Here is a 23515-nt window from a genome sequence, read left to right on the forward strand (position 1 = left end):
CGGGCGGGGGTCAGAGCACCTTGCCGGGGTTGAGGATGCCGAGCGGGTCGAAGGCCTGCTTCACGGCCCGCTGCATCTCCACCCCGACCGGGCCGATCTCCCGGGCCAGCCACTCCTTCTTCAGTACGCCGACGCCGTGTTCGCCGGTGATGGTGCCGCCCAGCTCCAGGCCGAGGGCCATGATCTCGTCGAAGGACTCGCGGGCCCGGCGGGACTCGTCGGGGTCTCCGGCGTCGAAGCAGACGGTGGGGTGCGTGTTGCCGTCGCCGGCGTGCGCGCAGACGCCGATGGTCAGCCCGTACTTCTCGGCGATCCGCTCGACGCCGTCCAGCATCGCGCCGAGCCGCGAGCGGGGCACGCACACGTCGTCGATCATCGTCGTGCCCTTCACCGCCTCCAGCGCGGTCAGCGAGAGCCGCCGGGCCTTGAGCAGCAGCTCGGACTCGGCCGCGTCCTCGGCGGGGACGACCTCGGTGGCGCCGGCGGCCTCGCACAGGGCGCCGACGGCAGCGAGGTCGGCGGCCGGGTCCGGGGTGTCGAAGGCGGCCAGGAGCAGCGCCTCGGTGGTCTCCGGCAGGCCCATGTGGGCGAGGTCGTTGACGGCCTTGACGGTCGTACGGTCCATCAGTTCGAGGAGGGACGGGAGGTGACCGCCCTCCATGATCCGGCAGACGGCGTCGCAGGCGGCGGTCGCGGAGGGGAACTCGGCGGCCAGCACCAGCTGCGGGGCCGGTCTGGGCTTCAGGGCGAGCACCGCGCGGACCACGATGCCGAGGGAGCCCTCGGAGCCGACGAACAGCCGGGTGAGGTCGTAGCCGGCGACGCCCTTGGCCGTTCGGCGGCCGGTGGACATCAGGCGGCCGTCGGCGAGGACGACGTCCAGGCCGAGGACGTACTCGGCGGTCACGCCGTACTTCACACAGCACAGGCCGCCGGAGCCCGTGCCGATGTTGCCGCCGATGGTGCACATCTCCCAGCTGGAGGGGTCCGGCGGGTAGCACAGGCCGTGCTCCTCGACCGCGCGGGAGAGGGCCGCGTTGATCACGCCCGGTTCGACCACGGCGATCCGGTCGACGGGGCTGATCTCCAGGATGCGGTCCATCTTGGTGAGGGACAGCACGATGCAGCCGTCGGTGGCGTTGGCGGCGCCGGACAGGCCGCTGCGGGCGCCCTGCGGGACGACCGGGACGCGCAGCTCGGTGGCGGTGCGCATGACGTGCTGGACCTCTTCCACGGTGCGCGGCAGCACCACCACGGCCGGGGCGCCGGCCGGGCAGAAGCTGGCCATGTCGTGGGAGTAGGAGGCCGTGACGTCCGGGTCGGTCAGGACGGCCCCGGGGGGCAGGCCGGCCAGGAGCCGGTCGGCGAGGTTGCTGGTTGCCGCGGTGCCTTCGTCGCGGGGCGCTTCGATACGGCTCATGATCACAGGTTCGCACTCACGGCCATCGGTGTGAACCCCGTCCGCCCTCCGCTTGGGCCGCACGGATCAGCTCGTCGTATTGACGCACAGTGAGCGCCATGGACAACCGACTGTGCGAGCCCGGTACGTCCCTGCTGGCCGAGCCGCCGGCGCCGCGCCGCCCCCGGCGGCTGCTGCGGCGGGCGCTGGTCACCGCGCTGGTTGGCGGCCTGGTCGCGGGCGCGCTGGCGCTGTGGCCCCAGCCGCGGCACGAGGCCGTCAGGCCGCCCGCCGCGGGACCGCGGGCGCAGCCGGCCCAGGCGCCGGCCCAGGCGCTGGCGGCGGTGACCTCCGGCGTGCCGGCCGCGCTGCCGCAGCTGACGGCGCTGATCGGGCAGCAGGAGCAGCGGGTGCGGGCGAATCCGCAGGACGCCCGGGCGTGGGCGGTTCTGGGCACGGCGTACGTCGAGCGTGGGCGCCGGACCGCCGACGCGGCGAACTACCCGAAGGCCGAGCAGGCGCTGCAGACCTCGCTCCAGGTGCGGGGCGGGCAGAACCCCGAGGCGCTGGACGGCCTGGCCGCGCTGTCGCTCGCGCGCCGGGACTTCCCCGAGGCGAAGCAGTACGGCGAGCAGGCGCTGAAGCAGGCGCCGAAGCAGTGGACGGCGTATCCGCCGCTGATCGACGCCTACACCGGGCTCGGCGACTACGAGAAGGCCCGCTCCACCCTGGACAAGCTGCTGGGGCTGCACACCGGCGCGGGCGAGCAGCCGGCGGTGAAGGCGCGGGCCGCCGCGGTCTACCGGGACCGGGGCTGGCGCGAGGACGCGGTGGCCCAGCTGACCGACGCGGCGGCGACCGCCCGCTCCCCCGCCGAGCAGGCCGCCTATCTGGCCGGGCTCGGGCAGCTGGCCTGGGAGCGCGGGGACCTCCAGGACGCGCTGCGCCACTTCGAGGCCGCCCTGCGCCTGGACCCCGACCAGCGAGCGGCACCGGCGGGGCGGGCGCGCGTGCTGGCGGCGCTGGGCCGTACGACGGAGGCGACGGCCGCGTACCGGGCGGCCCTGGCCCGGCGGCCGAACCCGCGGGACGCCCTGGAGCTGGGCGAGCTGTACGAGTCGCTCGGCATGTCCCGGCAGGCCCGGACCCAGTACGACCAGGTGAAGAGCCTGGTACGGCGGGAGTCGGCGGGCGGGGTCGACGAGGAGCTGCTGGTCGGCCAGTACGAGGCCGACCACGGGGACCCGGTGGAGGCCGTGGAGCGGTTGCAGGACGAGTGGGACCGCCAGCCGGGGATCGAGGTGGCGAACGCGCTCGGCTGGGCGCTGCACCGGGCCGGCGAGGACAGCCAGGCCCTGGACTACGCCTCGATCGCCACGGACAAGACGAAGGGCGGCGGGGTGCGCAGCGCGCTGTACGCCTTCCACCTGGGCATGATCGAGGGCGAGTTGGAGCTGACCGGGCCGGCGCGCAGGCACCTCCAGGAGGCGCTGCGGGACAACCCCTACTTCTCGCCCCTGTGGGTGCCCGCGGCGAAGGCGGCGCTGCGGGCGCTGGGCGACGAGTCCACCGATCCGCCGCCCAGCGCGTAGGCCTCCGCTACAGGTTGCCCCGCTTCTCCTGCTCGCGCTCGATCGCCTCGAACAGGGCCTTGAAGTTGCCCTTGCCGAAGCCCATCGAGCCGTGCCGCTCGATGAGTTCGAAGAAGACCGTCGGCCGGTCCTGGACGGGCTTGGTGAAGATCTGCAGCAGGTAGCCGTCCTCGTCGCGGTCGGCGAGGATCTTCAGCTCGCGCAGGGTGTCGACGGGCACGCGGGTGTCGCCCACCCACTCGCCGAGGGTGTCGTAGTAGGAGTCCGGGGTGTTGAGGAACTCGACACCGGCCGCGCGCATGGTGCGGACCGTCTGCACGATGTCGTTGGTGTTCAGCGCGATGTGCTGGACGCCGGGGCCGCCGTAGAACTCCAGGTACTCGTCGATCTGGGACTTCTTCTTGGCGATCGCGGGCTCGTTCAGCGGGAACTTGACCTTGAGGGTGCCGTCCGCCACGACCTTCGACATCAGCGCGCTGTACTCGGTGGCGATGTCGTCGCCCACGAACTCCTTCATGTTCGTGAAGCCCATGACGTTGTTGTAGAACGCCACCCACTCGTCCATCTTGCCGAGTTCGACGTTGCCGACGCAGTGGTCGATGGCCTGGAAGGTGCGCTGGGCGGGCTGCGCGACGATCGGCTCCGCGGCGATGAAGCCGGGAAGGTAGGGGCCGTCGTAGCCGGAGCGGTCGACCAGGGTGTGGCGGGTCTCGCCGTAGGTGGCGATCGCGGCGAGGACGACGGTGCCGTGCTCGTCCTTCACCTCGTACGGCTCGGCGAGCGAGCGGGCGCCGTGCTCGACGGCGTAGGCGTGGGCCGCGCGGGCGTCGGGGACCTCGATGGCCAGGTCGATGACGCCGTCGCCGTGCTCGGCCACGTGCTGGGCGATGAAGCGGCCCTGCTCGGTGCTCGGCTTGATGACCGAGGTGAACACGAAGCGGGCGGAGCCGTTCTCGAGCACGTAGCTGCCGGTCTCACGGCTGCCGGTCTCCGGCCCGGAGTAGGCGACCAGCTTCATGCCGAAGGCGCTGGAGTAGTAGTGCGCGGCCTGCTTGGCGTTGCCCACGGCGAAGACGACCGCGTCCATTCCCTTGACCGGGAAGGGGTCGGCCTGCCGTGCGGTGTCGGGAGTGTGGTGTGTGGTCTGCGTCATGCCGGAAGGGTGGCCCGACTCTGCAAGGTGCGCAATAGTTTCCGTATTCACTGGGCAATCTGTTTAGTGGTACGACCGCGCATGCGGTCTTTCTGTACAGGATGACCATCACTGGGGGTCCCGTGGCGATCGATCATCTGGACGGGCGGATCATCGTGCTGCTGGCACGCGAGCCGCGCATCGGCGTGCTGGAGATGTCCCGGCGGCTCGGGGTCGCGCGGGGGACCGCGCAGGCGCGGCTCGACCGGCTCCAGTCGAACGGGGTGATCCGCGGGTTCGGCCCGCAGGTGGACCCGGCGGCCCTCGGCTATCCGGTCACCGCGTTCGCCACGCTCCAGATCCGCCAGGGCCAGGGGCCCGACGTCCGGGCGCACCTGTCGACCGTGCCGGAGGTGCTGGAGCTGCTGACCACCACCGGCAGCGGGGACATGCTGTGCCGCCTGGTGGCCCGCTCGAACGCCGACCTCCAGCGGGTGATCGACCGGGTCGTCGGCTTCGAGGGCATCGTCCGGGCCTCCACGGCCATCGTGATGGAGAACCCCGTACCGCTGCGGATCATCCCGCTGGTGGAGCAGGCCGCCCAGGACAGCGAAGAGGACTAGGACCTGGCGCGCGGCACCCACCGGCGGGCGCCGGGACTTACAAAGAAGTCGATGCAAAGAGAGTGTTGCAAAGAAGCCTTTGCATAGCTATCTTTGTACGCATGACGGAGCACGCGACAGAGCACGAGACGGAGCACGGAGAACGGCAGGAACGGCGGCTCGACGCGCGCTCGCTGCGCGGGCTCGCCCACCCGCTGCGCATGCAGCTGCTGGAAGCCCTGCGCCACCACGGGCCGGCCACCGCCTCCCAACTCGCCGCCCGCCTGGGCGAGTCCAGCGGAGCCACCAGCTACCACCTGCGCCAGCTCGCCGCGCACGGCTTCGTCGAGGACGCACCGGAGCACGGCAAGGGCCGGGAGCGCTGGTGGAAGGCGGTCGACCAGGGACTCAGCATGGGCGAGGACCTGCTCACCAGCCCCGACCCCGCGGTGCGCGGCGCGGCCGACGTCTTCCTGCACGAGATGGTGACGTCGCACGGCCGCGAGCTGGCCTCCTTCGTCGCCACCCGCGACAAGTGGCTGCCGGCCTGGTCCGAGGGCGCCAACCTGAGCGACGCGACGCTCCGGCTCACCCCCGAGCTGGCCGCCGAGCTGACCCGCAGGGTGCAGGCCCTGATCGACGAGTACCGGCACCGCGCGCCCGGCGCGGGAACCCCCGGCACCGAGCAAGTACGCGTCCACACCCACCTGTTCCCCGTCGACAGCGACTGACCGGACGGAAAGGCCACCGCCATGCACAACGAGATCCTGCTCGCCCAGCTGCGCACCGCCGACCTGCGCGGCCGGGCCGACGCCCACCGCCTCGCCGCCCGCGCGAAGACCCCGGTCGAGCTGCGCACCCGCGTCGGCTGGACCCTGGTCGAACTCGGCCTGCGCCTCGCCTCCGCCCCCGGGTCCGCTGCGGCGGTGGCCTGACCGGCCGCGCTAGCAGCTCGGTACCACGCCCTTGCCCTGCTCCAGCGCCCCCAGGGCGTCGACCGCGCCCTTCAGCGTGGTCACCGGGACCAGCCGCAGCCCCTTCGGCAGCTCGGCCTGGGCATCGGCGCACTCGGCCTTCGGCACCAGGAAGACGGTGGCACCGTCCCGCCGGGCGGCCCGCGTCTTCAGGGCCACCCCGCCGACAGCGCCCACCTGGCCGGCCGGGTCGATCGTCCCCGTACCGGCGATGTTCCGGCCACCCGTGAGGTCACCGCCGCGGCCGTCGCCGTGCAGCTTGTCGATGATCCCCAGGGTGAACAGCAGCCCCGCGCTCGGGCCGCCCACGCCGGCGAGCTTCAGCTTGACCTTGACCTTGTCGGAGCTCAGGTTCAGGTACTTCAGCGCGGCCTGGGTAGCGGCGTCCTGGGACTGCTGCATCTGCGCCACGTTGTGCTTCTCGATCTCCTTGACGGTGTTGCCGCTCGGGTAGACCGCGTCGCGCGGCATCACGGCCCGGTCGGTGCGGAACCAGTTGCCGATCACCTCACCGAGGGACACCGCCACGTCCGGACCGGTCGCCACGATCGTGACCATCCGCAGCTGCCCGCTGGTCCTGCGGACCGGCGCGCCGGAGACCGTGATCACCTGGGCGCCCTTGTTCGACCCGAGCACGTTCGCGGTCAGCCCGGGCTCCGCCACGGAGAACGGCAGCGGCGCGAACACCGCCGTGGCGATCAGCGCCACGACGGGCAGCGCACACACAGCGAGGGCCTGGGGACGCGTGAGACGTGAGAGCACGCAATCAATCTACGTGACGGTCCCCGCGCTCCCGCTCGCCGCACGGCCCCACCGCTCTCCGCGGTGCGGCCATGAGCGGCTCGGCACCGACGCCGGGGGCGGACGCCTCGGCGCCGGCGGCTCAGCGCAGCGCCTCCGCCACTTCCCGGGCCGCTTCCACGACTCGCGGGCCCACCCGCTCCGGCACGGAGTCCGCGAGCATCACGACGCCCACGCTGCCCTCGACCCCCGTCACGCCGACCAGGGGCGCCGCGGCCCCACTCGCGCCGGCCTCCAGCTCACCGTGGGTCAGCGTGTAGCCGGGGTCGAGCGAGGGTGCCTGCCGGGCCGAGAGGATCGCCCTGCCCGCCGCGCCCCGGTCCAGCGGATGCCGGAACCCCGCCCGGTAGGCCACGTGGTAGTCGGTCCACGTCGGCTCGACCACGGCCACGGCCAGTGCCTCCGTGCCGTCGACCAGCGTCAGATGGGCCGTCGCCCCTATGTCCTCGGCCAGCGACCGCAGGGCGGGCAACGCGGCCTCCCGTACCAGCGGATGCACCTGGCGCCCGAGCCGCAGCACCCCGAGCCCGACCCTGGCGCGCCCGCCGAGGTCACGCCGTACGAGGGCGTGCTGTTCCAGCGTGGCGAGCAACCGGTACACCACGGTCCGGTTCACGCCCAGTTTGTGGGACAACTCGGTGACGGTCAGCCCGTGGTCGGTATCGGCCAGCAGCTTGAGGACGCGCAGTCCCCGGTCGAGCGTCTGAGAGGTCTCCGCGGTCACGACGCCCACTCCTTCGGCGGTGAGGTCGGCGACCGCTGAGCTGCGTATGCGTCGTCGAGTCCCGTCGGCGACGCGTTCAGAGGCCGCCGATCGGCAGGACGGCCCGGCGGTACCGGGCCAAGTCGCTTTCACGGCTGCGCTCCGCGGCGGCGCTGCCACGGGGCGTATGCGTAGCGGGACAGTAGCGAAGCCGGTTCGCTGAGCGGAAGTCTCCGTCCAGAATCCGGTCAATGGCCGAGACGGCCTGCCATCATTCGTCCGGATACGTCGTGCGCGCCGGCGAGCCGGGCAGGTCAGCCGCTCACCGCATGCGGGTGGCCCACTCCTGCACCTTGGCGATGCGCTGCCGCAGCTGCCCCGCCGTGGCCTCCGCGCTGGGCGGCCCGCCGCAGACCCGGCGCAGCTCGGTGTGGATCACCCCGTGCGGCTTGCCGCTCTGGTGGACGTAGGCACTCACCATGGTGTTGAGCTGCTTGCGCAGCTCCATCATCTCCTTGTGCGAGACGACCGGGCGCCGCTCGGCGGGCAGCTCCAGCAGGTCGGCCTCGCTGTCCGGCTTCTTCCGGCTGTGCGCGATCTGCCTGGCCTGCCGCTTCTGCAGCAGCATCTGCACCTGCTCGGGCTCCAGCAGACCGGGGATGCCGAGGTAGTCCTGCTCCTCCTCGCTGCCCGGGTGGGCCTGCATGCCGAACTCGGCGCCGTCGTAGAGGACCCGGTCGAAGACGGCCTCGGACTCCAGCGCCTCGAAGGAGAACTGCTCCTGCTCGCCGGTGTCCTCGTCCTGCTCCTTGTTCGCCTCCTCCATCTCCTTCTCGGATTCGGCGTACGGGTCCTCCTCGCCCTCCTTCTTCGGCTTGTCGAGGGCGTGGTCCCGCTCCTTCTCCATCTCGTTGGCGAAGGTCAGCAGGTCGGGCACGGTCGGCAGGAACACGGACGCGGTCTCGCCGCGCCTGCGGGAGCGCACGAAACGCCCCACGGCCTGCGCGAAGAACAGCGGGGTCGAGATGGTCGTCGCGTAGACGCCCACGGCGAGCCGCGGCACGTCGACGCCCTCGGACACCATCCGGACCGCGACCATCCACCGGTCGTCGCTCGCGCTGAAGTCGTCGATCCGCTTCGAGGCGCCGGTGTCGTCGGACAGCACCAGCGTGGCCCGCGTGCCCGTGATCTCCCGGATGAGCTTGGCGTAGGCGCGGGCGGAGTCCTGGTCGGAGGCGATGACGAGGGCCCCGGCGTCCGGGATGGCCTTCCTGACCTCCGTCAGCCGCTGGTCGGCGGCGCGCAGCACGCTGGGCATCCAGTCGCCGCGCGGGTCCAGGGCGGTGCGCCAGGCCTGGCTGACGGCGTCCTTGGTCATGGGCTCGCCGAGCCTGGCCGCGATCTCGTCGCCCGCCTTGGTCCGCCAGCGCATGTTGCCGCTGTAGGAGAGGAAGATGACGGGGCGGACGACATGGTCGGCGAGGGCGTTGCCGTACCCGTAGGTGTAGTCGGCGGCGGACCGCCGGATGCCGTCCGTCCCCTCCTCGTACGCCACGAAGGGGATGGGGTTGGTGTCGGACCGGAACGGCGTACCGGTCAGCGCGAGCCGCCGGGTCGCCGGCTCGAAGGCCTCCAGACAGGCCTCGCCCCAGGACTTGGAGTCGCCGGCGTGATGGATCTCGTCCAGGATCACGAGCGTCTTGCGCTGCTCGACCCGGTTGCGGTGCAGCATGGGCCGTACGCCGACACCGGCGTAGGTGACGGCGACCCCGTCGTACTCCCTGCCGAGCGGACCCGCGCTGTACTCGGGGTCGAGCTTGATCCCTATCCGCGCCGCGGCCTCGGCCCACTGCTTCTTCAGGTGCTCGGTCGGCGCGACCACGGTCACCTGCTGCACCACGTGGTGGTGCAGCAGCCACGAGGCCAGCGTCAGCGCGAAGGTGGTCTTTCCGGCGCCGGGCGTGGCGACGGCGAGGAAGTCACGCGGCTGCTCCTGGATGTACTTCTCCATCGCCCCCTGCTGCCAGGCGCGCAGCCTGCTGGCGGTGCCCCAGGGCGCGCGGCCCGGGAAGGCGGGGGAAAGGTGGTGAGAGTGCGCGGAGGAAGCGGCGGTGGTAGTCACGGTCTCCGTGGATCGGGTCGAAAACTGGTGAGCCGCGCGTGGTCGCGTCGGTCGGGGCGGTGGGGGTGACGGGCGGGCGGCTGTGTATGACAACCGGGCCACCCTACCGGCGCCCCACCGGTACCGGCCCGCGAACGAGGCCGGGTCGCCCGCGGGTGGGACCCACGTCACAGCCGTCGCAGCCGCCCCGCTATCACCGCCACGTCGCTCTCCGTGCCCGACGCCACATCGATGACCAGGTCGTACGCCGTGTCCTGGTCGACGCCGGCGAGATCGACCCCGCCCAGCACGAGGAAGGTGGCCGTCGCCAGCCAGGCGGTGCGCTTGTTGCCGTCGACGAGGGGGTGGTTCGCGGCGAGGGCGTGCAGCAGGGCCCCGGCCTGCTCGTAAAGGTCCTCGTACGCGGCCGTGCCGAACATCCGGGCCCGCGGCCGGTGCACGGCCGATGCCAGCAGGCCCGGCTCCCGCGCCTCGGGCGCCCGCCCGCCGAAGGCGAGCGTGGCGATGGCGGTGACCTCCGCGACCGTGAGGTGCCGGGTGCTCATTCGCCGAGCCTTCGCAGCAGGTCGGCGTGGGCCGACGCGAGCCGCTCGGCGGCCTGCAGCACACCGTGCTGCTCCGCGCGCAGATACCGGCGCACGGCCTCCTGCACCGCCTGTTCGGGCGTGCGCCCCTGGGCGTCGGCGAGGTCGGTGAGTGCCTGGTGGGTGTCCGGGTCGAGGAAGACGGTCAGCGGTCGCATGGAGTCAACGTAGGGCGGACGATCACCACCGGGTCACGGGTTTACGGCCGTCCCGCGCGGAGGTCACCGCTCCCGCAGCCGTGTCGTCACCCAGGCGCCGGCCAGCGCGACCGCCGCCATCGGCAGGAAGACGGCGGCGAACGCCGCGGGGTGGGCGCCGCCGGCCGCCGGGGCCGCCGTGCTGCCGCCGCCGAGGGCCGCGAAGGCGGCGCCGGTCGCGGCGAGGAGGACGACGTTGGAGAGGGCGTCGGAGATCTGCAGGGCGGCGGAGTTGGCGCCGGCCTCCGCGGGGGCGGACAGGCTGAGCAGCAGCACGCTGGTGGACGAGATCACCAGGCCCATGCCGAAGCACCCGAAGCCCCAGGCGACGGCGACGGTCCAGACCGGCACCGCGGGCACGAGCACGCTCGGCGCGGTGACGATCGCGGCGGCGACCAGCACCATCCCGATGCTCATCAGCCGCTCCCGGTACGGCGCGAGGCGCGGCCTCGACTGCGCCCATGAGCCCAGTGCCCAGGTGCAGCCGCCCGCCGCCAGCGAGAACCCCGCGAGCGTCGGCGACAGCCCGCGCTGGGTGACCAGCATCAGCGGCACGAAGGACTCGGCGGCGACGAAGGACCCGGCGGACAGCCCGCGCAGCAGCACGACGGAGGGCAGGCCGCGGGCGGCCCGGTAGGTGCCGTGGGGAAGCAGGCCGCGGACGGCGGGCAGCAGCAGGGCGGCGCCGGCCAGTCCGGGCAGGAGGGAGAGCGGCCGCAGGTCCTGGGCGGCGTACTGGAGGAGGCCGGCGCCGAGGGAGATGCCGAGGGCGAGCCGGATGCGCCGCCGGTCGAGGGAGGCGGAGCCGGCGCCCGGCTCCCCGGCCACCGGGCCGGACGCCCTGCGCCGTATCTGGGGCAGGGCGAGGGCCAGCGGGAGCACGACGAGGACGGGGATGCCGAGGAACACCCAGCGCCAGCCGAGGTGTTCGGTGACGGCGCCGGAGGCGAGCGGGCCGACGACGGACGGCACGACCCAGGCGGCCGCGAAGCACGCCATGATCGCGGGCCGCAGCCGCTCCGGGTAGGCGCGTCCGACGACGACGTACAGCGCGACGATGACCAGGCCGCCCCCGAGTCCCTGGACGGCCCGGCCCAGGATGAACACCCACATCGTGCGGGCGGTCCCGGCGATCACCAGGCCCGCCGCGAAGGCCGCGATGCCGGTGGTCAGCGCGCCGAGCGGGCCGCGCCGGTCGGCCCACCGGCCGGCGAGCACCATGCCGGAGAGGCTGGTGGTGAAGTAGCCGGAGAACGCGAACGCGTAGAGCGCGACGCCGTCCAGTTCCCGTGCCGCGACGGGCATCGCGGTGCCGACGGCGGTCGCCTCGAAGGCGATCAGCAGGACGACGGAGACGATCCCGATGCTCAGCGCCCGGTGGGCCCGGCCCAGTACACCGCCGTCCGGTTCCGCGGTGTGCTCCAGGACGGCGGCGTCACGGGACTCAAGGGCGCTCATGCCCGCCAGAGTAAGGCCCACAACCGAGTTTGACCCCTGTCAGGAGCCCTACCCGCGCTCCGACCTTGGTCCTACGCCCCCCTTTCGTGAACGCGGTATGGCAGTCCCGTTGCAGCCCGCCCGGCCCCCTTGAGCCCCCCACCGCCCCGCCCTACGGTCGAACCCATCAACACGGCCGTGTGCCCGAGTGGTTCAGGGGCTCGCCTGCAAAGCGAGTTACGTGGGTTCGAATCCCGCCACGGCCTCCAGTGCCTGAACAGGCAGGACCAGCGGGCGGCACCCCAGGCGGGGTGCCGCCCTCGTGCCGGTCCGTCCCGCTTTCCGTCTCGTTCGGCGGATCAGAGCACTCCGCCCGCCTCGTCCTGGAAGAGTTCCGTCCAGTAGTGCCAGGTGGTCTCGGGGTGGGTGGTGGTGGGGTCGAGGGTCGTGAGGGTGTGCAGCATGGCCGCGGCCAGTTGGTCGTAGGCGGCCGTCGTGAGTTCGTGGGCGAGGTGCTCGTCGATCGTGCGCTCGTGGTGGAGCAGCCAGAGGGTGCAGGCGAGCGTGGAGACGTCGGTGTTGAGGGGGTAGAGGGTCGCCTCCGGTTCGCTGAAGTTCAGCACCGTGCCCGTTCTGCCGTCGACGACCAGGCTGTTGTCCTCCACCAGGTACCCGAGCCGGATCAGGTGGTCGCAGTGGGCCGGGAGCGCGGACACCGGGTAGTCGGCGCGCTCCTCGGCGAAGTACTCCCGCAGGGTCGGCAGCGGCACGTCCGTGTCGGCGTGGAAGAGGACCGCCTCCTCCGGCAGTCCGGTCTCGCGCAGGAAGCGGCGGGTCGGCTCGTGCGTCAGCGTCGCGGGGAAGTCGACCTCCTCGAAGCGGGCCACCCGGCCGTGCCCGAACTCCTGGTCCAGGACGCGGGCCGGGACGTCCAGGGTGAGGCCCGGGGCCGTGCCGGGGCCCGCGACGAGGGCGAGCGGGCGGATCAGGGCCGCGGCCTTCCAGTACGGCGGCACCTCGCCGTCGGTGCCCTCCTCGAACAGCGCGAGGAGGCGGCGCGAGGCCTCGGCGGCCGTGCCGGGGCCGTACTGACCCGCGAGGGAGGCGAAACGGCCGCGCAGGCCCGCCAGTTCCTCGGTGACCGCGGCGAAGCGCAGCAGGGTGGCCAGCGAGGGCGCGAAGGGGCGCGGCTCGGACGGGTCGAACAGGTAGGCCGTCGTCACCTCGCCGGTGCCGCCGTCGAGCAGGATCGACTCGCGCTCCATGCCGGCCGGGTTGAGGAGTTCGCCTATCACCAGCCGGCCGCGCAACTCCTCGGCCAGGTGGAAGGGGCCGTCGGCGGCGTCGGCCAGGGTGCGCAGGCCGTGGGCGCGCAGGGGCGAGAACGTCAGCACGTCGGTGCGGGCGGGCAGGCCGGGGCCCGTGAGCAGGCCGCGCGTCGGCGCGTGCGTGACATGGCGGTCCAGCTCGGCCTCGGTCAGCGTGATCGCCGGGATTTCGGCGTCGGTCGTGCTCATCGCTCCCCCGCGATCTTCCCCGTGCGTGACTGTGTGCGGACGTCGTACGCCGTCCTCGGGCGGATGCCCCCACTGCTCGGCACACTACGCCGCCCCACTGACAACGCCCCTCGCGGGAAAGGACGTCAGACGGCCCGGGACCGTTGCGTGCCCGCGGGGATCTCCCCCGCCGTCACGTGAAGGAGATGCCGCCGAGGACCACGGCCAGGGCCGCCACCAGGAACAGCACGACCCACAGGAACAACTTGCCGACGCTCGGCGGGGGTTAGTGGCGCTGTTCGCCGGAGGGGGTGCTCACCGGTCCGTGACCACCGCGGCCTGGGGGCGGATGGGGAGGCGGTTGACCGGGCGGCCGGTGGCCGCGCGGACGGCGGAGGCGATCGCGGCGGGCGCCGTCACCACCGGGACCGCGCTGACGGACTTGGCGCCGAAGGGGGCGACCACATCCCGTTCCTCGACCAGCGCGACGATCCGGATGTCCGGTGCGTCGAGGGCGGTCGGGAGGGCGTAACCGGTCAGGTCGGGGTGGCGGATCAGGCCGCGCGCGGTGCGGAGGTTCTCCGTGAGCGCGATGCCGACGCCCTGGGTGACGCCCGCCTCGATGCGGGCCGCCAGCTGGGCGGGGTTCAGGACCCGGCCGACGTCCTGGGCGACCGAGAGCTCCACGACGCGTACGGAGCCCAGTTCGATGTCCACGTCCACCACGGCGCGGATCGCGCAGAACGCGAGGCCCACGAAGGCGTCGCCCTGCCCGGAGGCGTCCAGCGGCTCGGTGGGGTGCGGGCGGCACTGGGCGGTGGCCCACAGCTCCTTGCCGTCCATCGCCTCGGTGACCGTGGTCGACAGCACACCGTCGTACGACGTGATCTTGCCGTCCGTGATCTGCAGCAGCTCCGTCGACATGCCGAACTTGTGCGCGAGCGGCTGCAGGAGCTGGGTGCGGACCATCTTGGCCGCGCGCTCCACCGCACCGCCCGACACCCAGGTGTGCCGGCCCCGGCAGCCCGCGCCGGCCGACGGCTGGTCGGTGTCGACCGGGACGACGTGGACCTCCTCGATGCCGAGGGTCTCCTGGACGATCTGGCGGGCGAGCGTGGTGAAGCCCTGGCCGGTCTCCACGGCCGCGCAGAGCACGGTCGCGATGCCGTCGTGGACCTTGACCGTGGCCGTGGACACCTCGTCGGCGCCCTCCGCGCCGAGCATGTGGACCATGCCCAGGCCGTAGCCGACGCCGCGGCGCACCGCGCCCGGTTCGCCCGCGCCCTCGGGGCCGCCGGGCAGCAGCCACTCGTCCTCGGGCGTGTCCTTGGGCAGCGCGGGAAGCGGGCAGTCCCGTACCGTCCGCAGGAGTTCGGCGACCGGCGCCGGGCAGGTCACCGTCTGGCCGATCGGGAGGACGTCGCCGGTGGCGAGGACGTTGCGCAGCCGCAGCTCGGCCGGGTCCACGCCGAGCTTCTTGGCCAGCTTGTCCATCTGGGCCTCGTAGGCGGCGCACACCTGCATGGCCCCCTCGCCGCGCACGTGGCCGGAGGGCGGGTTGTTGGTGCGCACGGCCCAGCCCTCGATGAAGGCGTTCGGGACGACGTACGGGCCGCACGCGAAGGAGACGGCGGCGGCCAGTGCCTCGGCGGAGGTGTCGGCGTAGGCGCCCGCGTCGAGCAGGATCTGCGCCTCGACCTTGACCAGCTTGCCGTCGGCGTCCGCGTGGTGGCGGTAGCGCAGCAGGGTGGGGTGGCGGTGGGTGTGGCCGAGGAAGGACTCCTCGCGGGTCGCCGTGAGCTTCACCGGGCAGCCGGTCCGCAGGGCGAGCAGGCCGAGCGGCAGCTGGAAGCCCTGGTCCTCGCGGTCGGCGGTGGCTCCGGGCACGCCGGTGACCACGATCTTCACCCGATCCGGGGACAGGCCGAAGCAGGCGGCGGCCGTGTTGCGGTCGGCGTGCGGGTCGGTGGAGGCGAGGTACAGCTCGACGCCGCCGTCGGGGCGCGGCACGGCGAGGCCGGCCTCGGCGCCGATCGGGGCCGGGTCCTGACGCCCTATGCGGTACAGGCCCTCGACGACGATCTCGCCGGCCGCGTCGGGGTCGCCGTGGCGCAGCGGGATGTGCCGGATCAGGTTGCCGTCGGGGTGCAGGGGTTCGGCCTCGAAGGCGTGCTCCGGGTCGGTGACCGGGTCGAGCACCTCGTACTCGACGATGACGGCCGCCGCGGCCATCCGGGCGGTGTCGGGGTGGTCGGCGGCGACGGCGGCGATGGGCTCGCCGTGGTGGCGTACGACCTCGGACGCGAACACCGGGCGGTCCGGGGTGCCCCGGCCGTGGCGCGGGGTGCCGGGCACGTCCTCGTGCGTGATGACGGCGCGTACGCCGGGCATCTCGCGCGCGTGGGTGGTGTCGATGGACACGATGCGCGCGTGCGCGTGCGGGGAGCGCAGTACGGCCGCCCAGAGCAGGCCCTCGGCCCACAGGTCGGCCGCGTAGGGGAAGGTGCCCTCGGTCTTGGCGCGGGCGTCGGCGTGCGGCAGGGAGGCCCCGAGGCCGTGCGGCACCGCGTCGGCCTCGGGGGCCGGCTCCGCGGTGGCTGCACCGGTCGCGGTGGTCGCGGTGGCGGCATCGTTGCTCACGCCTGGCCTCCGTCCTGGCCGTAGTGCTGGTCGTGCGGCCCCGTGGTGCCGTACGGGTCGGGCGGGCCGTACGGGTCCGGAGCCTCGCCGTAGCCGCCGGGGCCGGCCGACGGCGGGGCGAACGCGCCCGGCGCCTCGAACGCCGACGGGTTGACGCCGCCGGAGCCGGGGCCGGCCTGGTGCGGGATGCGCGCCTCGTCACCGTCCGCCTCGGAGCCGCCGCCGTGCGGGGTCTCGCGCTCGGCGACGACCTCCCGCACGGCCTGCAGGACGCCCCGGTAGCCGGAGCAGCGGCACAGGTTGCCGCACAGGGCCTGCCGGGTCTCCAGCTCGGTCGGCGCGGGGTTGCCCTCCAGCAGGTCGTGCACGGTCATCGCCATGCCGGGCACGCAGAAGCCGCACTGCACGGCGCCGCACCGGGCGAGCGCCCGCTGGACGTCGGAGGGCTGTCCGTCGGCGGCCAGGCCCTCGACGGTGCGCACCTCGCTGCCGGCCGCGGTGACCGACGGGACCAGGCAGGAGGCGACCAGGCGCCCGTCGACCTGCACGTTGCAGGCGCCGCACTCGCCCTGCGAGCAGCCGTCCTTGGCGCCCGCGAGGCCGAGCCGCTCGCGCAGGACGTAGAGCAGCGACTCGCCGATCCAGGCGTCGGTGACGGGCCGGTCGGTGCCGTTGACGCGCAGGACGTAGGAGGCGAGGGGGTGGTCGTCGTGCGGCGCGAGGGGCGCGGCGGCGTGGTCCTCGGTGCCGTCGGGGGCGGCCGTGTGACCGGGCGCTTCGCCGGGCGTGTCGTCCGCCGTGGCCGGCGTTTCGGCGGGGGCCGCGGTGCCGGCCGGGTCCGCGGGTGCCTCCGGGCCGGGCGTGGCGGCCGTCGTGGCGGCCTGCGGCGCGGCTGCCGGGTGCGGGGACTCCTCGTGGCCTGCCGGGGCGTCAGCGGGGCGCTCAGGGGCCTCGGCGGGGCCGTGGGCGTCCGCCTCCGCGGGCGCGCCGGGCGCGGTGCGTTGCCGTTCGGCCTGACGGGCGGGGTCCTCCGGGCCGTCGGGCCCGGGCGTGTCGGGCCGGCCGTCCGCCGGGTGGCCGTCCTCCGCGTGCCCCGACGGTCCCTGCCCGTACCGCTCGGGTCCGGGCCCGTACCGCTCGTCCGGCGCGTACCCGTCCCGTGCCGGGGCACCGCCCGCCGGGTGGGCGCCGGTGTGGTCGGGCAGGGGGGCCTCCGGGGGCCGCGGCGCCTCGGGCTGGTCCCAGGTCCGTCCCGCGCCGTCCGTCGCCCAGGGTGCGGGCGCGCCCCCCGGCAGGGTCGCGGGCGGGGTGCCGCCCCACTGCTCGACCAGCGCGGACGTGGTGAACTCACCCGACTCGTCCGGGATGTCGCCGCCGGCGACGGGGATGGACCACTGCCCGGTCACGTCGTGCCCGGGCGCGGCCGGGGCCGCGGGCTCCTCGAAGGTCCAGTGCTGGGTGGCGCCGGGCCGGTAGGTGAACCGGTCGCCCGCGGTCCGGTCCTGGGCCGGCGCGGCGTTCGGGTCGGGCCACTGGCCGCCGGGGTCCGGCATGGGCCACGTGTCCGTGGCTCCCTCGGCCGGGTTCGCCGCTATCCGCGGCGGCACGTAGCCGTGGCCGGGCGCGGCCAGGGGGCTGTCGCCGGACAGCAGGGCGTCGATGCCGCCCTCGGGGAGCTTGACGAAGGCGGTGGCGCCGTCGTCGTAGTCGCCCTGGGGCAGCGGGTTCCAGCGGCTGCCGCCCGGGGGCGTGCCCTCTCCGTGCTGGTCGTCGGTCACGACAGCGCCCTCCCCAGTGCTCGTCGGGCCAGCGCGGCGACGGTGCGCCGCAGGTGCAGTACGGCGGGCGGCAGCTCGGGCACCGAGCCGTCCGGTTCCGGCGCCGGGTCGGGGATGCAGGCCGCGGCGACGTACTCGCCGAAGGCGTTCAGCGCCTCCGGGACCAGTGCGCGGTCGTTGTCCCAGTCGATGAGCCCCGCCACCCACTGCTCGGCGTCCAGGGGACGCAGCGGCATGGGCGCTATGGCGCCGACGGCGCACCGCACGCCGCGCCGTGCGGGGTCGAGGACGAGGGCGACGGAGGCCAGCGCGCGGCCGGGGCCGGTGCGTCCGGTCGCCTTCAGGAAGACCTGCGGGGCGTGCAGCAGCGGCACGCGCACGTAGCCGATGAGCTCCCCGCCGTGCAGCATCTCCACGCCGGCCAGCAGGTGCGACACCGGGATCTCCCGGCGGGCTCCGCCGGGGCCCGCGATGATCAGCGTGGCCTCCAGCGCGGCCAGCACCGGCAGCGCGTCCCCGGTGGGGGCGGCCGTGGCGATGTTGCCGCCCAGGGTGCCCGCGTTGCGGATGTGCGGCGGGCCCGCGGCCCGCGCGGCGGCGGCGAGCGCCGGGATCAGGGCCGCGAAGTCGGGACGGCCCATGCGCGCGTGGGTGAGGCCCGCGCCGAGCAGCGCGTGGCCGTCCTGGTACTGCCAGCCGCGGATCTCGCTGATCCGGCCGAGGCCCACCAGGGCGGCGGGCCGGAGCTGTCCGGAGTTGACGGAGGCCATCAGGTCCGTGCCGCCCGCCACGGGGACGGCGGCGGGCGTCGCGGCGAGTGCCGTCACGGCCTCGTCCAGTGTCGTGAGCAGCGTGACGGCCTGCGCCGCCTGCGGTGCGTGCGTGGTCAAACCGGCTGCCCCTTCCCGCTGCCCCACCTGGTCCCACCTGTGTGGCCGTACGGTACGTGCTCACAGGGCGGACGTGGCAACTCTGGCACATCTTCGCAAGGCCCGAACGCGGGGGTCCGCTAGGAGGCATTCGCCCACCTCACCGGCAAGATGGTCCGTTTTCGGACGGCATCACCGAAGAGCACGAATTGCCACTCTTCGGTGATGCCGGCGGGGTTTTTCCGCTATCTGTTCGGGGGCAGGCCCTCGATCGGGCGGCCGGACACCCCGGGGCGCCGCTGCCACGGCCGGGGCCCGGCGGGTGGCCGGTAGCCGACCCCCAGGGCGTCAAGTCGCCCGTAGTGAACGGCCAAACGGTGCTCGAAGTCCGCGAAGTCCCGTTCCGCGGGCGCCGGAAGCCGACTCCAGGCCACCTCGGAGAAGGCCGCGAGCCGGGGAAACGCCTGGTAGTCCACGCGTGCGGCGTCCTCCAGCACCTCGGTCCACACGTTGGCCTGGGTGCCGATCACATGCTCGGCCTCGGCTCCGGTGAGGCCGGGCGGAACCGGCTCGAACCGGTAGACGTCCTCCAGGGTGCGCACGAAGCCGATCGGTACGGGCTCGTCCTCTCCGGGAGCCTGGCGGTGGTCCAAGTACACGTACTGCTCGGGGCACATGACGACGTCGTGGCCGGCCCGCGCGGCGGCGACCCCGCCCCCGTAGCCGCGCCAGGAGGAGACCGCCGCGCCGGGGGCGAGCCCGCCCTCCAGGATCTCGTCCCAGCCGATGAGCCGGCGCCCGCGCGCGGAGAGCCACGCGTCGAAGTGCGCGATGAACCAGGACTGGAGCCCGTCCTCGTCCGCGAGGCCGAGTTCCGCGATGCGGGCCTGGGCGGCGGGCGACTTCCGCCACTGGTCCTTCGGGCATTCATCGCCGCCGATGTGGACGAACCGTGAGGGGAACAGCTCCAGAACCTCCTCGAACACCCCTTCGTAGAAACGCAGGGTGGTGTCGGTGGGAGCCAGTACGTTGGTGTTGATTCCCCAGGTGTCCCAGACGGAGAGTGCGGTGGTGTCGATGACGTCGGTGTTGCCGAGTTCCGGATACGCGGCGATGGCGGCCTGCGAATGGCCCGGCACGTCGATTTCCGGCACGACGGCGATATGCCGTTCGGCGGCGTAGGCGACGATCTCCCGGATGTCGTCCTGGGTGTAGTAACCCCCGTGCGGCTTCTCCTCCCAGAGCGGTGAGGCCCGGTGGCCGAATTTCGTCCGCGACCGCCAGCAGGCGATCTCGGTCAGTTTCGGATACCGCTCGATCTCGATGCGCCAGCCCTGGTCATCCGTCAGATGGAGATGCAGGACGTTCAGTTTGTGCGCGGCCATCAGGTCCAGGTAGCGCAGCACGCCTTCCTTGGGCATGAAGTGCCGGGCGACGTCGAGGAGGAGGCCGCGCCAGCCGAATCGCGGGCCGTCCTGGACGGTCACGGCGGGGAGATCCCAGCACCTCTCCGGCCGCAGCGGCGCCCGGCGGAAGGCGTCGGGACCGAGCAGTTGACGGAATGTCTGCGCGCCCCAGAAGACACCGGCGGCGCTGCCGCCCTGAATGCGGAACGGATATCCGTCGAGGACGACGCGATATCCCTCCGGCGGCAGGTCGGCCTCGATGCTCAGCACGATGCGATCGGCGCGGTCCGGGGCCTCGGGAAAGGGCAGGCCGGTCGCCGCGCCGAGGACGGTCCGCAGCCAGCGCCCGACGCCCTCCGTGCCGGGCCGGGCCTCCAGCGCGGTGTCACGGTCCAGGATCGTACGGCCGGCGGCGTGCCGGGTGACCCGGGCCGGCGCGGGGATCAGCGCCGCGCCGGGTTCAGGGGAATGGGGTGTGTCGTTCATGTCGTCCGTCGTACCTCCGCACCCGGCGTTGCACAGTGTGCAACGACTGTTTCGCTGCGTACAACCGGTTGAGGACGCTACGGACTCCCGCCACCCCGCACAAGAGGTCTGGACCACTCGCCCCGGATCCGGTACGGCGAAGGCCCCGGTGCACGCCGTGGCGTGCCGGGGCCCTCACGGGTACGACCGGGAGCGGGATCGTTACTTGTCCCCGCCCTCGTTGTCGCCGCCGCTGCCCATGGACTCGTAGATCTCTTTGCACATCGGGCAGACGGGGTACTTCTTCGGGTCGCGGCCCGGCACCCAGACCTTGCCGCACAGCGCCACGACGGGGGTGCCGTCGAGGGCGCTCGCCATGATCTTGTCCTTCTGGACGTAGTGGGCGAAGCGCTCGTGGTCGCCGTCGCCGTGGGACACCTGCGGCGTCGGTTCTACGAGGGTCCCCGTACCAGTCCCGCGCTCGGGCTCAAGAGTGCTCATACCGCCCAGGGTACTGAAACGCACAGGTATCAGTTGAGCGAAGGGTCGTCCGGATACGTGGCCACCATGGCCAGTTCGCTGCGCTGGCGGCGCAGCACCTCGCGCCAGAGGTTCTCCGGGGCAGGCGAGGAGACGTCGCCCGGTTCGGACTCGACCACGTACCAGGCGCCCTCGACCAGCTCGTCCTCCAGCTGACCGGGGCCCCAGCCGGCGTACCCGGCGAAGATCCGCAGGGAGCCGAGGGCGGAGGCGAGCAGTTCCGGCGGAGCCTCCAGGTCGACCAGGCCGATCGCGCCGTGCACCCGGCGCCAGCCCAGCGGGGCCCGGTCCCCGTTCTCACCGCCCGGGATGACCGCGACGCCGAGCGCCGAGTCGAGTGAGACGGGCCCGCCCTGGAAGACGACGCCCGGCTCGCCGGCGAGGTCGGCCCAGCCCTCCAGGATGTCGCCCACGTCCACGGGGGTGGGCCGGTTGAGGACGACACCGAGGGAGCCCTCCTCGTCGTGGTCGAGAAGGAGCACCACCGCGCGGTCGAAGTTCGGGTCCGCCAGGGCGGGGGTGGCCACGAGCAGCCGCCCTGTGAGCGAGGACACCTCGGTCATGCCAGACATGATCCCGCATCTTCCCCCGGTGTGGGGAGCCAATCGGGGGTACCCAGCTCAGGGCGTAAGGATGCGCCCCCGGCGCACGCCTCGGGGTCGTGACCCCATGTGCCCGATGGGGAACGGTTCGTGTTGTGACACAGCTATGACGCGACTGGGTGGCACTCGGGCTTACGGCCGGGGGGTGATCGGCGATTACCCTGTCTTCCCGGCCCCCGCGCACAGTGATCGGCCGGACCCTGCCCAACTCATCGGAACGCGAGATTCATGACCGTCAACGACGATGTCCTGCTTGTCCACGGCGGAACCCCGCTCGAGGGCGAGATCCGTGTCCGCGGTGCGAAGAACCTCGTACCGAAGGCCATGGTCGCCGCCCTTCTGGGCAGCGCGCCGAGCCGACTGCGCAACGTCCCCGACATCCGTGACGTGCGGGTGGTCCGCGGCCTGCTCCAGCTGCACGGGGTGACGGTCCGGCCGGGCGAGGAGCCCGGCGAGCTGGTGCTCGACCCGACGCACGTCGAGAGCGCCAACGTGGCTGACATCGATGCCCATGCGGGCTCCAGCCGCATCCCGATCCTCTTCTGCGGCCCGCTGCTGCACCGTCTCGGCCACGCCTTCATCCCCGGCCTCGGCGGCTGCGACATCGGCGGTCGGCCCATCGACTTCCACTTCGACGTGCTGCGGCAGTTCGGCGCGACCATCGAGAAGCGCGCGGACGGCCAGTACCTGGAGGCTCCCAAGGGCCTGCGCGGCACGAAGATCCGGCTGCCGTACCCGTCCGTCGGCGCGACCGAGCAGGTGCTGCTGACGGCCGTGCTCGCCGAGGGCGTGACCGAGCTGTCCAACGCGGCCGTCGAGCCGGAGATCGAGGACCTCATCTGCGTGCTGCAGAAGATGGGCGCGATCATCGCGATGGACACCGACCGCACGATCCGCATCACCGGTGTGGACAAGCTGGGCGGCTACACCCACCGCGCCCTGTCGGACCGCCTGGAGGCCGCGTCCTGGGCCTCCGCGGCCCTCGCGACCAACGGCAACATCTACGTCCGCGGCGCCCAGCAGCGCTCGATGATGACGTTCCTGAACACCTACCGGAAGGTGGGCGGCGCCTTCGAGATCGACGACGAGGGCATCCGCTTCTGGCACCCGGGCGGCCAGCTGAAGTCCATCGCGCTGGAGACGGACGTGCACCCCGGCTTCCAGACCGACTGGCAGCAGCCGCTGGTGGTGGCCCTGACGCAGGCCACGGGCCTGTCCATCATCCACGAGACGGTCTACGAGTCCCGGCTCGGCTTCACCTCCGCGCTGAACCAGATGGGCGCCCACATCCAGCTCTACCGCGAGTGCCTGGGCGGCTCCGACTGCCGCTTCGGCCAGCGCAACTTCCTGCACTCCGCGGTCGTCTCGGGACCGACCCGGCTGCAGGGCGCCGACCTGGTCATCCCCGACCTGCGCGGCGGCTTCTCGTACCTCATCGCGGCTCTGGCCGCCGAGGGCACCTCACGGGTCCACGGCATCGAACTGATCAACCGCGGCTACGAGAACTTCATGGAGAAGCTGGTCGAGCTCGGCGCGAAGGTCGAGCTGCCCGGCAAGGCGCTCGGCTAGGCGTCACCGCAACGACGATGGGGCGGCACCCGGTAACCCGGGTGCCGCCCCATCGTCGTTGCTCAGCGCGTCCCCCCGCCGTCCCGTGGGCACGGGGACGGCAGGGTCACTTGCCCTTGGCCGCTTCCTTGAGCTTGCTGCCCGCGGTGACCTTCACGCTGTAGCCGGCGGGGATGTTGATCGGCTCGCCGGTCTGCGGGTTGCGCGCGGTACGAGCGGCACGGTGGGTGCGCTCGAAGGTCAGGAAGCCGGGGATGGTGACCTTCTCGTCGCCCTTGGCGACGATCTCGCCGACGGTCTCGGCGAACGCGGCCAGCACGGCGTCGGCGTCCTTGCGGGTCACCTCGGCGCGGTCGGCCAGCGCGGCCACCAGCTCACTGCGGTTCATGTTGTTACTCCCGTGTTTTCTTGCCGTTGGGATGTGCCACGCGGCGGAGCCGCCGAGGCACTGCGATGCCGATGCGCTCGCGCCCAGGGACGCATCCTGCCCCTACCTGCGGCGGGAAAGCCAATCCGGCACCCGTAGGAGTCGTGAGAACACCCTGGGGAGTCACACGAAAGGCGCCAGCCCGGCCGTCACCCTAGAGCGCACCCGGCGCCAGGTGGT

General features: G+C 73.1%; 21 protein-coding genes and 1 tRNA gene. 6 read left to right on the forward strand and 16 right to left on the reverse strand.

Annotated features, from left to right (window positions below; genetic code table 11):
* Positions 1-10: 10 nt before the first annotated feature.
* Positions 11-1426 (reverse strand): FAD-binding oxidoreductase, encoded by a 1416-nt coding sequence (locus tag ACZ7FF_RS35930; RefSeq protein ID WP_470817796.1) that lies wholly within the window; start codon positions 1424-1426, stop codon positions 11-13.
* A 92-nt stretch (positions 1427-1518) separates the two neighbouring features.
* Here ACZ7FF_RS35930 and ACZ7FF_RS35935 point away from each other — a divergent pair, with 92 nt between their 5' ends.
* Positions 1519-2991, forward strand: coding sequence for a tetratricopeptide repeat protein (locus tag ACZ7FF_RS35935; RefSeq protein WP_470817798.1), 1473 nt, complete (start codon positions 1519-1521; stop codon positions 2989-2991).
* 7 nt (positions 2992-2998) lie between these two features.
* On the opposite strand, the gene hppD is transcribed toward ACZ7FF_RS35935, so the two are convergent.
* Positions 2999-4144, reverse strand: a complete 1146-nt coding sequence (gene hppD, locus ACZ7FF_RS35940; protein ID WP_470817799.1) for a 4-hydroxyphenylpyruvate dioxygenase — start codon at positions 4142-4144, stop codon at positions 2999-3001.
* A 122-nt stretch (positions 4145-4266) separates the two neighbouring features.
* Here hppD and ACZ7FF_RS35945 point away from each other — a divergent pair, with 122 nt between their 5' ends.
* The 3 genes from ACZ7FF_RS35945 to ACZ7FF_RS35955 all read left to right on the forward strand — a co-directional run bounded on the left by ACZ7FF_RS35945 (position 4267) and on the right by ACZ7FF_RS35955 (position 5660).
* Positions 4267-4746: an Lrp/AsnC family transcriptional regulator gene (locus ACZ7FF_RS35945; RefSeq protein WP_470817801.1), complete on the forward strand. Its 480-nt coding sequence runs from the start codon at positions 4267-4269 to the stop codon at positions 4744-4746.
* A 101-nt stretch (positions 4747-4847) separates the two neighbouring features.
* On the forward strand, positions 4848-5456 hold the full coding sequence (locus ACZ7FF_RS35950) for an ArsR/SmtB family transcription factor (protein WP_470817803.1): 609 nt from the start codon (positions 4848-4850) through the stop codon (positions 5454-5456).
* Between the two features lie 21 nt (positions 5457-5477).
* Positions 5478-5660: a hypothetical protein gene (locus tag ACZ7FF_RS35955; RefSeq protein ID WP_470817805.1), complete on the forward strand. Its 183-nt coding sequence runs from the start codon at positions 5478-5480 to the stop codon at positions 5658-5660.
* Between the two features lie 9 nt (positions 5661-5669).
* Here ACZ7FF_RS35955 and ACZ7FF_RS35960 read toward each other — a convergent pair whose 3' ends face one another.
* The 6 genes from ACZ7FF_RS35960 to ACZ7FF_RS35985 all read right to left on the reverse strand — a co-directional run bounded on the left by ACZ7FF_RS35960 (position 5670) and on the right by ACZ7FF_RS35985 (position 11564).
* On the reverse strand, positions 5670-6461 hold the full coding sequence (locus ACZ7FF_RS35960; RefSeq protein WP_470817807.1) for a S16 family serine protease: 792 nt from the start codon (positions 6459-6461) through the stop codon (positions 5670-5672).
* 121 nt (positions 6462-6582) lie between these two features.
* Entirely contained in the window at positions 6583-7224 is a 642-nt protein-coding gene (locus ACZ7FF_RS35965; protein WP_470817808.1) for an IclR family transcriptional regulator, read from the reverse strand.
* A 301-nt stretch (positions 7225-7525) separates the two neighbouring features.
* Positions 7526-9325 carry a DEAD/DEAH box helicase gene (locus ACZ7FF_RS35970; RefSeq protein WP_470817809.1) on the reverse strand — a complete coding sequence of 600 codons (1800 nt, stop codon included), beginning with the start codon at positions 9323-9325 and terminating at the stop codon, positions 7526-7528.
* A 167-nt stretch (positions 9326-9492) separates the two neighbouring features.
* Positions 9493-9870 carry a type II toxin-antitoxin system death-on-curing family toxin gene (locus ACZ7FF_RS35975; protein WP_470817810.1) on the reverse strand — a complete coding sequence of 126 codons (378 nt, stop codon included), beginning with the start codon at positions 9868-9870 and terminating at the stop codon, positions 9493-9495.
* Positions 9867-10067: a hypothetical protein gene (locus tag ACZ7FF_RS35980; protein WP_470817812.1), complete on the reverse strand. Its 201-nt coding sequence runs from the start codon at positions 10065-10067 to the stop codon at positions 9867-9869. Before ACZ7FF_RS35980 ends, ACZ7FF_RS35975 begins: the two co-directional genes overlap by 4 nt.
* Before the next feature lie 63 nt (positions 10068-10130).
* Entirely contained in the window at positions 10131-11564 is a 1434-nt protein-coding gene (locus ACZ7FF_RS35985) for an MFS transporter (RefSeq protein ID WP_470817814.1), read from the reverse strand.
* Positions 11565-11737: 173 nt separating this feature from the next.
* Here ACZ7FF_RS35985 and ACZ7FF_RS35990 point away from each other — a divergent pair.
* Positions 11738-11812: transfer RNA gene (locus ACZ7FF_RS35990), tRNA-Cys, on the forward strand.
* 90 nt (positions 11813-11902) lie between these two features.
* Here the strand turns inward: ACZ7FF_RS35990 and ACZ7FF_RS35995 are convergent.
* The 7 genes from ACZ7FF_RS35995 to ACZ7FF_RS36025 all read right to left on the reverse strand — a co-directional run bounded on the left by ACZ7FF_RS35995 (position 11903) and on the right by ACZ7FF_RS36025 (position 21300).
* Positions 11903-13060 (reverse strand): SUKH-4 family immunity protein, encoded by a 1158-nt coding sequence (locus tag ACZ7FF_RS35995; protein ID WP_470817815.1) that lies wholly within the window; start codon positions 13058-13060, stop codon positions 11903-11905.
* Positions 13061-13354: 294 nt separating this feature from the next.
* Positions 13355-15679 (reverse strand): xanthine dehydrogenase family protein molybdopterin-binding subunit, encoded by a 2325-nt coding sequence (locus tag ACZ7FF_RS36000; protein WP_470817817.1) that lies wholly within the window; start codon positions 15677-15679, stop codon positions 13355-13357.
* Positions 15676-17457: a (2Fe-2S)-binding protein gene (locus ACZ7FF_RS36005; protein ID WP_470817818.1), complete on the reverse strand. Its 1782-nt coding sequence runs from the start codon at positions 17455-17457 to the stop codon at positions 15676-15678. The genes ACZ7FF_RS36000 and ACZ7FF_RS36005 overlap by 4 nt, the downstream gene beginning before the upstream one ends.
* Complete coding sequence (locus ACZ7FF_RS36010) at positions 17454-18347, reverse strand: FAD binding domain-containing protein (RefSeq protein ID WP_470817820.1); 894 nt, start codon at positions 18345-18347, stop codon at positions 17454-17456. Before ACZ7FF_RS36010 ends, ACZ7FF_RS36005 begins: the two co-directional genes overlap by 4 nt.
* 224 nt (positions 18348-18571) lie before the next feature.
* Positions 18572-20218, reverse strand: coding sequence for a beta-N-acetylhexosaminidase (locus ACZ7FF_RS36015; protein ID WP_470817822.1), 1647 nt, complete (start codon positions 20216-20218; stop codon positions 18572-18574).
* A 201-nt stretch (positions 20219-20419) separates the two neighbouring features.
* Complete coding sequence (locus ACZ7FF_RS36020) at positions 20420-20698, reverse strand: DUF3039 domain-containing protein (RefSeq protein ID WP_470817823.1); 279 nt, start codon at positions 20696-20698, stop codon at positions 20420-20422.
* Positions 20699-20727: 29 nt separating this feature from the next.
* Positions 20728-21300, reverse strand: a complete 573-nt coding sequence (locus tag ACZ7FF_RS36025) for a YqgE/AlgH family protein (RefSeq protein ID WP_470817824.1) — start codon at positions 21298-21300, stop codon at positions 20728-20730.
* Between the two features lie 267 nt (positions 21301-21567).
* Here ACZ7FF_RS36025 and murA point away from each other — a divergent pair, with 267 nt between their 5' ends.
* Positions 21568-22908: a UDP-N-acetylglucosamine 1-carboxyvinyltransferase gene (gene murA / locus ACZ7FF_RS36030; protein ID WP_361254525.1), complete on the forward strand. Its 1341-nt coding sequence runs from the start codon at positions 21568-21570 to the stop codon at positions 22906-22908.
* Between the two features lie 106 nt (positions 22909-23014).
* On the opposite strand, the gene ACZ7FF_RS36035 is transcribed toward murA, so the two are convergent.
* The gene (locus tag ACZ7FF_RS36035) at positions 23015-23296 is read right to left on the reverse strand and encodes an HU family DNA-binding protein (RefSeq protein ID WP_023550134.1); all 282 of its coding nucleotides are present in this window, start codon (positions 23294-23296) and stop codon (positions 23015-23017) included.
* Positions 23297-23515 lie beyond the last annotated feature (219 nt).

The organism is Streptomyces sp. NPDC037126, assembly GCF_055605965.1.

Bases quoted from the DNA above. Each gene is read 5' to 3' on its own strand.
- ACZ7FF_RS35935 (WP_470817798.1), top strand. From the start codon at position 1,519: ATGGACAACCGACTGTGCGAGCCCGGTACGTCCCTGCTGGCCGAGCCG.
- hppD (WP_470817799.1), bottom strand. From the start codon at position 4,144: ATGACGCAGACCACACACCACACTCCCGACACCGCACGGCAGGCCGAC.
- ACZ7FF_RS35950 (WP_470817803.1), top strand. From the start codon at position 4,848: ATGACGGAGCACGCGACAGAGCACGAGACGGAGCACGGAGAACGGCAG.
- ACZ7FF_RS35955 (WP_470817805.1), top strand. From the start codon at position 5,478: ATGCACAACGAGATCCTGCTCGCCCAGCTGCGCACCGCCGACCTGCGC.
- ACZ7FF_RS35975 (WP_470817810.1), bottom strand. From the start codon at position 9,870: ATGAGCACCCGGCACCTCACGGTCGCGGAGGTCACCGCCATCGCCACG.
- ACZ7FF_RS35980 (WP_470817812.1), bottom strand. From the start codon at position 10,067: ATGCGACCGCTGACCGTCTTCCTCGACCCGGACACCCACCAGGCACTC.
- ACZ7FF_RS35985 (WP_470817814.1), bottom strand. From the start codon at position 11,564: ATGAGCGCCCTTGAGTCCCGTGACGCCGCCGTCCTGGAGCACACCGCG.
- ACZ7FF_RS35995 (WP_470817815.1), bottom strand. From the start codon at position 13,060: ATGAGCACGACCGACGCCGAAATCCCGGCGATCACGCTGACCGAGGCC.
- ACZ7FF_RS36015 (WP_470817822.1), bottom strand. From the start codon at position 20,218: ATGAACGACACACCCCATTCCCCTGAACCCGGCGCGGCGCTGATCCCC.
- ACZ7FF_RS36020 (WP_470817823.1), bottom strand. From the start codon at position 20,698: ATGAGCACTCTTGAGCCCGAGCGCGGGACTGGTACGGGGACCCTCGTA.
- ACZ7FF_RS36025 (WP_470817824.1), bottom strand. From the start codon at position 21,300: ATGACCGAGGTGTCCTCGCTCACAGGGCGGCTGCTCGTGGCCACCCCC.
- murA (WP_361254525.1), top strand. From the start codon at position 21,568: ATGACCGTCAACGACGATGTCCTGCTTGTCCACGGCGGAACCCCGCTC.
- ACZ7FF_RS36035 (WP_023550134.1), bottom strand. From the start codon at position 23,296: ATGAACCGCAGTGAGCTGGTGGCCGCGCTGGCCGACCGCGCCGAGGTG.